Annotated in this window: 12 protein-coding genes; 8 read left to right on the forward strand and 4 right to left on the reverse strand. The window is 66.8% G+C overall.

Going from position 1 to position 10,502, the window contains the following annotated elements; translation table 11 throughout:
• The first annotated feature begins 98 nt into the window (after positions 1 to 98).
• Entirely contained in the window at positions 99 to 1,436 is a 1,338-nt protein-coding gene (gene glmM, locus QX204_RS02690; RefSeq protein WP_301905021.1) for a phosphoglucosamine mutase, read from the forward strand.
• Between the two features lie 128 nt (positions 1,437 to 1,564).
• Complete coding sequence (locus QX204_RS02695; RefSeq protein ID WP_301905022.1) at positions 1,565 to 1,921, forward strand: hypothetical protein; 357 nt, start codon at positions 1,565 to 1,567, stop codon at positions 1,919 to 1,921.
• Here QX204_RS02695 and QX204_RS02700 read toward each other — a convergent pair.
• Both QX204_RS02700 and QX204_RS02705 read right to left on the reverse strand, forming a co-directional pair.
• Complete coding sequence (locus QX204_RS02700; protein ID WP_301905023.1) at positions 1,918 to 2,343, reverse strand: hypothetical protein; 426 nt, start codon at positions 2,341 to 2,343, stop codon at positions 1,918 to 1,920. The two genes, QX204_RS02695 and QX204_RS02700, sit on opposite strands and share 4 nt — an antisense overlap.
• A gap of 4 nt (positions 2,344 to 2,347) precedes the next feature.
• A complete protein-coding gene (locus tag QX204_RS02705) occupies positions 2,348 to 3,988 on the reverse strand; it encodes an ABC-F family ATP-binding cassette domain-containing protein (protein WP_301905024.1) in 1,641 nt (546 codons plus the stop codon).
• A 144-nt stretch (positions 3,989 to 4,132) separates the two neighbouring features.
• On the opposite strand from QX204_RS02705, the gene QX204_RS02710 reads away from it, so the two are divergent.
• From QX204_RS02710 to QX204_RS02730, 5 genes are all read left to right on the forward strand, one after another.
• The gene (locus tag QX204_RS02710; RefSeq protein ID WP_056819227.1) at positions 4,133 to 4,324 is read left to right on the forward strand and encodes a PspC domain-containing protein; all 192 of its coding nucleotides are present in this window, start codon (positions 4,133 to 4,135) and stop codon (positions 4,322 to 4,324) included.
• Positions 4,325 to 4,415: 91 nt separating this feature from the next.
• Positions 4,416 to 4,724 carry a DUF6802 family protein gene (locus QX204_RS02715; protein WP_301905025.1) on the forward strand — a complete coding sequence of 103 codons (309 nt, stop codon included), beginning with the start codon at positions 4,416 to 4,418 and terminating at the stop codon, positions 4,722 to 4,724.
• 150 nt (positions 4,725 to 4,874) lie between these two features.
• A complete protein-coding gene (locus QX204_RS02720; protein WP_301905026.1) occupies positions 4,875 to 5,195 on the forward strand; it encodes a hypothetical protein in 321 nt (106 codons plus the stop codon).
• Positions 5,196 to 5,226: 31 nt separating this feature from the next.
• Positions 5,227 to 6,789 (forward strand): hypothetical protein, encoded by a 1,563-nt coding sequence (locus tag QX204_RS02725; RefSeq protein ID WP_301905027.1) that lies wholly within the window; start codon positions 5,227 to 5,229, stop codon positions 6,787 to 6,789.
• 31 nt (positions 6,790 to 6,820) lie between these two features.
• Positions 6,821 to 7,177 (forward strand): hypothetical protein, encoded by a 357-nt coding sequence (locus QX204_RS02730; RefSeq protein WP_301905028.1) that lies wholly within the window; start codon positions 6,821 to 6,823, stop codon positions 7,175 to 7,177.
• 61 nt (positions 7,178 to 7,238) lie between these two features.
• On the opposite strand, the gene QX204_RS02735 is transcribed toward QX204_RS02730, so the two are convergent.
• Positions 7,239 to 8,093, reverse strand: a complete 855-nt coding sequence (locus tag QX204_RS02735) for an alpha/beta hydrolase (protein WP_301905029.1) — start codon at positions 8,091 to 8,093, stop codon at positions 7,239 to 7,241.
• A 36-nt stretch (positions 8,094 to 8,129) separates the two neighbouring features.
• On the opposite strand from QX204_RS02735, the gene glmS reads away from it, so the two are divergent.
• On the forward strand, positions 8,130 to 10,010 hold the full coding sequence (gene glmS, locus QX204_RS02740; RefSeq protein WP_301905030.1) for a glutamine--fructose-6-phosphate transaminase (isomerizing): 1,881 nt from the start codon (positions 8,130 to 8,132) through the stop codon (positions 10,008 to 10,010).
• A 35-nt stretch (positions 10,011 to 10,045) separates the two neighbouring features.
• On the opposite strand, the gene QX204_RS02745 is transcribed toward glmS, so the two are convergent.
• Positions 10,046 to 10,471: a cupredoxin domain-containing protein gene (locus tag QX204_RS02745; RefSeq protein WP_301905031.1), complete on the reverse strand. Its 426-nt coding sequence runs from the start codon at positions 10,469 to 10,471 to the stop codon at positions 10,046 to 10,048.
• Between the last annotated feature and the right edge of the window lie 31 nt (positions 10,472 to 10,502).

Consider the following 10,502-nt stretch of genomic DNA (forward strand, 5'->3'; position numbering starts at 1 on the left):
GTACGGTCGGCGGAGCACGTGTGCGAGAGCAGGCTTCCAGCACGGCTGGTCGCCTGCTCTCGTGCTGTATTCGGGGACTACTACAGGTAGAGGGTTTTATGGGACGGCTGTTCGGCACAGACGGTGTTCGTGGGCTCGCCAACGAGTCGCTGACCCCGGAACTGGCGATGCGCGTCGCCGCCGCGGCAGCACAGGTGCTCTCGCGCGGCAAGAAGCGTCCGGTCGCGGTGCTCGGTCGCGACCCCCGCGCCAGCGGCGAGATGCTCGAGGCCGCGGTGACCGCGGGCCTGACCTCCGTCGGCGTCGACGTCCTCTCGGTGGGCGTGCTGCCCACCCCGGCCGTGGCCTATCTGACCGGCCTGTACGACGCGTGCTTCGGCGTGATGATCTCCGCCTCGCACAATCCCATGCCCGACAACGGCATCAAGATCTTCGCGGCGGGCGGGCACAAGCTCGACGACGTCATCGAGGCGCGGATCGAAGCCCTGATCGCCGAAGGCGTCACCGTGCGCCCGACCGGCGCGGGCATCGGCCGGGTGCGCGGCGACTACTCCGTCGAGGGCACGCACGAACGCTATGTCGAGCATCTGCTCGAATCCACCGGGCAGGATCTGTCCGGGCTCACCGTCGTTGTCGACTGCGCCCACGGTGCCGCCGCCGAGGTGGCGCCGCAGGTGTACCGGGAGGCGGGCGCGACGGTGATCGCGATCAACGCCGAACCCAACGGGCTCAACATCAATGATGGTTGCGGCTCGACGCATCTGGACAATGTGCGGGCCGCGGTCCTGAAACATGGCGCCGACCTCGGCATCGCGCTCGACGGCGACGCCGATCGTTGCCTCGCGGTGGATGCGGCGGGCGAGACCGTCGACGGTGACGCGATCATGGCCGTGCTCGCGCTGGCGATGCGCGACGCGGGCGAGTTGGTCGACAACACACTGGTCGCGACCGTGATGAGCAACCTCGGTCTGCACATCGCGATGCGCGCTGCCGAGATCACCGTGATCACCGCCGCCGTCGGCGACCGGTACGTACTGGAGGAACTGCGGCGCGGCGGGTTCAGCCTGGGTGGGGAACAGTCCGGCCATGTGGTGTTCCCGCGGTTCGGCACCACCGGTGACGGGGTGCTCACCGGCCTGCGATTGATGGCGCGGATGGCGCAGACCGAGACCACGTTGGCCGCGCTGGCCTCGGTGATGACCACGGTGCCGCAGGTGCTGGTGAACGTCGCGGTGTCCGACAAGGCCGCCGTCGCGGCTGCTCCCGAGGTGCGGGAGGCCGTCGCCGAGGCGGAGCGGATCCTCGGGGAAACCGGCAGGATCCTGTTGCGACCCAGCGGGACCGAGCAGTTGGTGCGGGTGATGGTGGAGGCCACCGATCCGGCACAGGCGCGTCAGCTGGCCGATGATCTAGCGAAACGGGTCGCTGCCGTCTAGTCGCCTGGCGGGTCCGGTGCGCGGCAACTAGTATCGAGATTCGCCGTAAGGACCTGTGTGCCGTGGCGCGTGTGTGCTGCTCGGCGCAGGCGGTTACTGTGGCGCGCAGCATGATTCGAAGGGGGCCGATGATGGTTCCGCCGCCACCTGCCCGCAACTATCAAGACCAGTACCCGTACGAGTACGGCGAAGTCGATCAGCCGCACCGCTGTGGTGGGGCCTGTGGGCGACCGGGATGCCGCGAAGTGCCGCAGGGTTATTCGCCTACGGTCCCGATCCGCGACGAGGGCTACGGCCAGTTCGAGTATGAGCAGGCCGCGAGTACGCGCCCGTTCGCGGCGCCACGGGTGCCACGCTCACGATCGTTCATCGCGGTGGTCGCCGTGCTCGGCGTCACCTGTGGTGCCGGGCTGATCGGGGCCAAGCTCGGTTCCGATATCGACCTGTTCGGTGCCGCCGCACCGGCTGTGGTGCGGTCGTTCTAGAACTGCCCGACGACGAACCCACTGAACAGCACCAGGAAACCGCCGATCTCGCCCACGATCAGCCCGTACATCGCCAGCCGTAGTTCGGCGGGGATCTGCCCGCCGAACTGGTTGGTGGTGTCACGGCGCAGCCCGTGCAGGGCGTAGCTGGCGATCGCGCCGACGAAGAACGCGAGCACGACCAGGTCGGCGGTCAGGTTGACGATCGTCGGCCAGGCGCTGAGCTCGGTGAACACCGCCAGCAGGATCCCCGCGAAGGCGTACATCAGCGCGGCGCGATGGGCGATGTCGACATAGACGTGCGCCGCGCCCGCGATGCGGATGCCGTGGTATTTCCAGATCCCGAGCAACAGGGCGCTCAGGAAGATCACTCCGGTGACGAGCAGCGTGATGCGGGTATCGATGCCCAATGCGTAGTCCATGTGCCTATTCCTCGGTGAGTAGCCCACCGGACATATGCCAACGACGGGTCGCGCGAACAGAATCCAGCATCCGGCGATCATGCGTGACCAGAATCAACGTGCCGGTGAAGGACTCGACCGCCTGCTCGAGCTGTTCGATGGCGGGCAGGTCGAGGTGGTTGGTCGGCTCGTCGAGGACGAGCAGGTTCACCCCGCGTGCCTGGAGTAGGGCCAGTGCCGCGCGGGTGCGTTCGCCGGGGGACAGAGTGTCGCAGGCGCGGGTCACGTGCGGCCCGCGCAGGCCGAACTTGGCCAGTAGCGTGCGGACCTCGGCGTCGGGCCAGTCGGGCATCGCCGCGGCGAAGGTGTCGGCTAGCGCGTCGCCGCCACGGAACAACCCACGGGCCTGGTCGACCTCGCCGATCTCGACCCCGGAACCCAGTGCGGCGGAACCGGAATCGGGTGCGATCTTGCCGAGCAGGAGTCCGAGCAGGGTCGACTTGCCCGACCCGTTGGCGCCGGTGAGCACGATCCGGTCGGCCCAATCGATCTGGGTGGTGATCGGGCCGAGGGTGAACTCGCCGCGCGCGAGGGTGGCGTTGTTGGCCGTCGCGACCACCGCGCCGCTGCGGGGCGCGGCGGCGATCTCCATCCGCAGTTCCCATTCCTTGCGCGGTTCGTCGACCACGTCGAGTCGCTCGATGCGGCGCTGGGTCTGGCGGGCTTTGGCGGCCTGCTTCTCGGTGGATTCCGCGCGGGTTTTGCGGCCCATCTTGTCGGAGTCGTTCTTGCCCTTGCGGCGGGCATTGCGCACACCGTGCTCGAGCCAATTGCGCTGCATCTGCGCGCGCGACTCCAAACCTGCTTTGGTGTCGGCGAATTCGTCGTAGGCCTCGCGGGCATGCTTGCGGGCGATCTCGCGTTCGGCGAGGTAGGCGTCGTAGCCGCCGTCGTAGAAGCCTGTTTGCTGCTGGGCCAGATCGAGTTCGAGGACGCTGTTGACGGCGCGCGCCAAGAACTCTCGATCGTGGCTGATCACCATGAGCGGTACCCGCACGCCGGTGACGAACCGTTCCAGCCGGTCGAGGCCGTCGAGATCGAGGTCGTTGGTGGGCTCGTCGAGCAGCAGGATGTCGAAGCGCGACAACAACACCGAGGCCAGACCCGCCCGGGCCGCCTGACCGCCGGACAGGCCCGTCATCGGGGTGTCGAGGCCACTGGCCAGGCCGTTGGTCAGCCCCAGATCCGCGGCGACCTCTTCGGCGCGCTGATCGAGATCCGCGCCGCCCAATGCCAGCCAATGTTCCAACGCGGGTGAGTAGTCGTCGTCGCCGCCGTCGCCGAGGCGTTCGGCCGCCGCGTCCATCACCTGCTGGGCGTGCGCGACTCCGGTTCGGCGCGAGAGGAATTCGAGCACCGTCTCGCCCTCGATACGCTCCGGTTCCTGCGTCAGATAGCCGACGGTCGCGTCGGGCGGGCTCAACGCGATGGTGCCCTCGCCCGGCTCGCGCTCGGCCAGCATCCGCAGCAGCGTCGACTTGCCCGCGCCGTTCACCCCGACCAGCCCGATCACATCGCCGGGGGCGAGAGTGAAATCGAGGTCGGCGAACAGGGTCCGTTCGGCGTGCCCCGCGGACAGGCCGCTGGCGTGCAATGTCGTGCTCACCTCGACAATTGTGCCCGTCTCGGGGTCTGACCCTGAGGTCGGGGCCTGTCGAAATCAGGGTGCGGATAGGTCTGTGGACCGATGCGGGTGGGGGTGTTCGGTAGGCACAGTGGAGATATCACCGCTCCACAGGAAGGCAACATCATGACCGCCCCCGCCCGCCGCATCACCCGCTCGACCAGCAACAAGTGGATCGCAGGCGTCTGCGGTGGCCTCGCCGAACGCTACGGCTGGAACCCCAATGTCGTCCGCCTGGTCTTCGTCGTCTCCTGCCTGCTGCCCGGCCCACAGTTCCTGATCTACCTGGCGATGTGGATCCTCATCCCGAACAAGTAGCCCCGAACCTCCCGGCGCCCGCTCGCGGATGACAAGATGGTGGCAACCCCGCCACGTCGTCATCCGCGAGTTTTCCGTTGGAGGAGCAGTCATGGTCACCTCGGGTGAGTTCCCCGGCCTCGGCCTACCCGACATCGACGCCCACTCGTCACTGGGCGGCCTCGGCCCCGTAGAACTGAACAACCCATCCCTCGACCTCGACCACGACGGCGTCGTCGATTCCCTCTCCACCGGCGACGCCGACTCGACCAGCATCTGGTCCGACTACGACCACGACGGGCTGGCCGACCACGTCACCGTCGTGGAGGAGGACGGTGACTACGCCGCCTGGGAGTACCACCGTCATCCCGACGGCACGTCGGAGTGGCGGAGGACGGATCAGGGGAACCTGGAGAAGTAGCGCACGAGGGTGTCGCTGTGATCGAATCCGAGCACAGCGGCATTCGTCGTGTGATCGTGGAACCGATCCGGGTCTTGGCGCGTCCAAGAAGACAGGGAGTCTTCCGGGACGCTGGGGGACGGCAACGGGATCCGGAACGGAGGGGACGCTATGGGGTACTCGAACACGCTGGGCGTGCAGACGGGTGAACTCGGGCAGTTGGGCAACGATTTGAAGATGTCGGGCGGTGCGGTCAAGGACACCGTGAAACGCATCTCCGACAACAAGTTCGGCTCGGGTGATGCGGGGAAGAACTACGCCGCCGAGGGGAAGACCGTCACAGCAGGCCTCGATGTCGCGATCGCGTGGCTGAACAACTGGAGCTCGGCTACCACGGCGATCGGCGACGCGATCGGCGCCTCGTCGATTGCCTACTCCAACACCGATGCCGAAAACGCCAAGCAGACCAACAAGGCAGGGCAGGCGCTGTAGTGAGTGACGCAGGACATGTGGGAGCCGACCGATGACGGTGTTGAGCAGCCCCGTAGAGGGCATACGCGGACAGAACGTCGATTCGCTCCTCGACGATGGTGCATCGGGGCTGCAGTACTTCATCCAGTTGCTCCCCAGATACAACAAGGCGTTCGGCGACTGCAGTCATACCGAAGCCAAGATCTGCGCGGAGTACGACGAACAGCGCGGTATGAATCTGGACAAGCTGGCTGACACTGCCGAAGCCCTCTACAACGCACTGCAGGTATCCGATACGCAATGGGGTGTGCAGCAGGCGCTTTCGCAGAAGATGTCCACGGTGTGGAGCAGCGGTGCGGCGGCCGAGGCCGCAGCGACGATGCTCGGACAACAGCTGGCGCTGGCTACCGAGGACCGCACGAAATTGACCACGGCGGTGGAAGCGTTCGCCACCGCGACGACCAAATTGCGGGGGCTGGTCACCAGTAAGAAGGATTGGGTCAAGGCGCTGGTCACCGGTAATCAGGTGTTGGTCGGCGGAAAGACCATCAGCGACATCGACGAGATGATCGAGGAAACAGATGTCGTCGATGTCGGGACGATCGGCGTCGGCATCGTTGCAATGGCCGTTCCAGGCTTGGGTTCTGCCTATATCGGAAAGACGGCTTACGACAAGCAGCAAGCCGAAGCGTGGTTGAGAGATGTCTTCAAACCGGACTTCGACAACAAGCTGGCGAACTTCCTCTCCCTGTGCTCCAACACCGATGACACCGTCAAGCTGGCGTACGGGGTGCTGACGACCGCGACCAACGCGCTCGACAGCGGGGCGTATCCGCGACCGGCAGGCACCGTTACCACCGATAACAAAGGTGACGGGACCACTCCAGCAGGGACCACGCCGTCCGGGACGACCCCTGCGTCGACGACGCCGACGACGACAACGCCGTCTACGACAACACCGACGACGACAACGCCCACGACGACAACGCCGTCCACGACTACCGACGACACGCTCAGCGAGATCGTCAGCACCGTCACCGACGCCGCCACGGACCTGTTGACGACAGCTGCCGGCACGCTCAGCGAGAACATGGACACCATCACGTCTTCGATCTCCGAAGGCATCGAGAATGCGGTCGGCCAGCTGGAAGCTGTGTTCGACCAGGATGCCGATGACGACGGGGTGCCGGATGTCATCGACGGCAAGTCGGCGGAGTTCGACTTGGCCGGCAACAACGTCAAGGTCGAGATGGGCGAGGACGGCAACCTGAAGATGGTCGTCACCGGAGCCGACGGTCAGTCCACCGAATACGGCGTGACGATCGGCGCCGACGGTCAGCCGGTCATCACGACCGAGAGTGGCGAACCCGTAGGCGAGGGCGAACCCACCGGTGAAGACGCTGCGACCGAAGAAGGTGTCATCGGTGATGGGACGCCGAGCTCCGGCTCAGGAACCGCAGAGGAGGGTGGCACGCCTGCGTCGAGCACGCCGAGTATTCCGGGTGCAACCAAGCGCGAAGACGACGGTGAGCATTACTCGCAGCCGCTGCCTGCCGGTGATGCCGAAGAGCCGGTCGACACCGGCGCAGTCCTGGCAGAGGCAGGTCCGCTGTGATCGTCCGCTCATCATGTGAGGAGCCCAGCTCATGAACTATGTCCTCGAACTCGAGCAGATTTTCGACGAGCACGCTCGGCGCACGGCGATCCTGCATCAGGAACTCGACGCGATCAACCGTGCCACCGCCGATCGAGACCGAGACCATGCCGAACGTACTGCCGCCGGTCTGGAGCGGGTGCTCGCGCAGGCGGAGGAAGACGAGAAGGCGAGGGTCGCAGCCGAACAGCGCCAGGCCGAACTGAACCGCCTCGAAGCAGAGGCGCAGGAACAGCGCGACGCCATTGCTCGCGCGGCGGCAGCGCGGCGTGCGAACGATGTCGTCGCGCCATATGACGACGACGATCCCGAAGCCGAGTACTACCAGCGCAAGAGCTGGCTGGTCTGAATCGTCAGCGCGACGCCGAATACGGCGGTGATCGCGCCGGGCTGACGCGGCCCGGAGGCTTTTAGCCGCGGATCAGCTTGGCGACCGTGCCGATGGACAACTTCGGCGCCTCGACTTCGACCTCGGCGTGCGGGTCGACCACCTTCGTGTGCGGGATCTCGCCTTCCGGGTCGGCGAAATCCGCGTACTTCTTGTCGGCGAGGACCGTGGCGAGGAGGTAGCCGGTGACCAGGGCTCGGGTGGTTTTGTCGGTTTTGTGTTCGTAGCGGCCCGCGCCGAGGGCGGCGAAGAGGCGGCGGCCTTCGATGATGCCGTTGTGGGAGGCGCCGTTGATGGTGCGCAGGATCGACGGGCCGGACCAGGCGGCGGCCAGGGCGCGGGCGTTGGAGCTGACCGAGTCGAGGTCGTCGCCGGTCAGGATCAGGCCGGGCGTGTCGAGTTCGGGGGCGATGTTCTCCGCGACGGGGGAGGTGGGGGCGGGGAAGAGCGCCACTACGGCGGCTACCCGGCGTTGAGCCGCGGCGATCACGGCGGCGCCTGCTCCCATGCCGTGACCGGCGAGGGCGAGGCGGTCGGGGTGGACGCTGATGGTGCCGTCACCGAGGCGGACCTTGGTGACGATGTCGAGCGTGGTGAGCAAGTCGGTGCCGAGGTCCAGATGTGACGGGATCGGGCCGCGCTCGGTGTCGGGCGCGGCGACCACGAAACCCCACGATGCGATGTGTTCGAGCAGGCTCTTGTAGTTCTCGGCGCTGGTCAGCCAGCCGTGCGCGAACGCGACGGCGGGCAGGTTCAGTCCGGACTCGGGTGTGTACACCACACCCGGCTGACCTGCGATCCCTAGGTTCCCGCGCAGCACCCGGTGAGGGCCGCGCATGGACAGGGTGCTCAGGAGCGATTTTGCAGACACCGACACGGCGAGAAGAGTATCCGATCAGTAGGGTGGGGGACCATGTGCGGAATCGTGGGCTACGTCGGATACCGGGATGCGCTCGGCGTTGTCGTCGACGCGCTGCGGCGTATGGAGTATCGCGGATACGACTCGGCGGGGGTCGCGATCCTCGACGGAAACGGCGCTCTCGCGGTCGAACGTAAGGCCGGGCGGCTGGCCAATCTGGAAGCCGAACTGGGCGAGGCGGGGACCGAGCGTTTCGCCGGGTCGACCGGTATGGGACACACCCGCTGGGCCACCCACGGCGCGCCCACCGACCGCAACGCGCACCCGCACCGCGACGTCTCCGGCAAGCTCGCCGTGGTCCACAACGGCATCATCGAGAACTTCGCGCCGCTGCGCCGCGAACTGGAGGAATCGGGCGCGGAGCTGCTCAGCGACACCGATACCGAGGTCACGGTGCATCTGGTGTCGCGCGCCTACGCCGAAGGCCCGACCGCCGGCGACTTCACCGCGAGTGTGCACGCCGTGCTGCAGCGCCTCGAAGGCGCGTTCACGCTGGTGTTCACCCATGCCGATCATCCCGGCACGATCGTCGCGGCCCGCCGGTCGACGCCGCTGGTCGTCGGGGTCGGAGAGGGCGAGATGTTCATCGCCTCCGACGTCACCGCGTTCATCGAGCACACCCGCGAGGCGGTCGAGCTCGGGCAGAACCAGGCCGTGGTGATCACCAACGACGGCTACAAGGTCACCGACTTCGCGGGCAATACCGACGGGGTGGTCAGCCGACCGTTCACCATCGACTGGGACCTCGCCGCCGCCGAGAAGGGCGGCCACGACTACTTCATGCTCAAGGAGATCGAGGAGCAGCCCACCGCCGTCGCCGACACCCTGTTGGGGCATTTCGTCGTCGACGAGAAGGGCGGCCGGATCGTCCTCGACGAACAGCGCCTCGCCGACCAGGAGTTGCGCGAGTTCGACAAGGTTTTCGTCGTCGCCTGCGGCAGTTCGTATCACGCGGGACTGCTCGCCAAGTACGCGATCGAGCACTGGACCCGGGTACCGGTGGAGGTGGAACTCGCCAGCGAATTCCGCTACCGCGACCCGGTTCTGGACCGGTCGACGCTGGTGGTGGCGATTTCGCAGTCCGGTGAAACCGCCGACACCCTCGAGGCGGTGCGTCACGCCAAGGAGCAGAAGGCGCGCGTGCTGGCCATCTGCAACACCAACGGGGCGCAGATTCCGCGCGAATCCGACGCGGTGATCTACACGCGGACCGGGCCAGAGATCGGCGTCGCGTCGACCAAGGCCTTCCTGGCGCAGGTCGCCGCCAACTATCTGGTGGGTCTGGCGCTGGCCCAGGCGCGCGGAACCAAGTACCCCGACGAGGTGGCTCGCGAGTTCGCCGAGCTCGAGTCGATGCCCAAGCTGATCTCGCGCGTGCTCGAAACCGCGCCACAGGTGCGGGCCATCGCGCGCGAGCTGGCGCATGTGCCGACGGTGCTGTTCCTCGGTCGCCATGTGGGCTATCCCGTGGCGCTGGAGGGTGCGCTCAAGCTCAAGGAACTGGCCTACATGCACGCCGAGGGGTTCGCCGCGGGCGAGCTCAAGCACGGGCCGATCGCGCTGATCGAAGAAGGTCTGCCGGTGATCGTGGTGATGCCGTCGCCGAAGGGGCGCGCGGTGCTGCATTCCAAGCTGCTCAGCAACATTCGCGAGATCCAGGCGCGCGGGGCCCGCACGATCGTGATCGCCGAAGAGGGCGACGACACGGTGCGTCCGTTCGCCGACGACCTGATCGAGATCCCGGCGGCGCCGACGCTGTACCAGCCGTTGCTGTCCACGGTGCCCTTGCAGATCTTCGCCGCCGAGGTGGCGCAGACGCTGGGCTACGACGTGGACAAGCCCCGCAACCTGGCCAAGTCGGTCACCGTCGAATAAGGCATCGAGCCGGCCTCATCGTGAGGCCGGCACGCTCACTTGACCGTGATGGAGCCGCGCATGTCCGGGTGCAGGGTGCACAGGTAGCGGTAGGTGCCTGGTTGGGTGAAGGTGTAGGACCATTCGCCCTTGTCGATGATGGGGCTGTTGAGACCCATCGCCTTGTCGCCGATGCCCTGCACGTTGTGGGGGACCTTGTCGGAGAACTTCCAGGTGACCGTCTCGCCGACCTTGATGGTGGCGTCGGCGGGGGCGTACTTCATGCCGCCGACCTCGACCGTGAGGTTGGTGGGTGGGTGTTGTTGGGTGCTGGTCGTGGTGGTGACCGGGCGGGGTTTGCGGGTTGTGGTGGTGGCGGCGTTTCCGGAGTCGCCGGAACAGCCGGCGGACAACAGGGCGGCGGCCACGACGAATCCGGCGACAAACCGGGCGGACGCGGCGCGGTGACGAACCATCGACATGGGTGTGGAGCGTAGTCTGCGAGCGATCCTG

Origin of the sequence: Nocardia sp. PE-7 (assembly GCF_030486425.1) — a bacterium.
GTDB lineage: Bacteria > Actinomycetota > Actinomycetes > Mycobacteriales > Mycobacteriaceae > Nocardia > Nocardia salmonicida_A.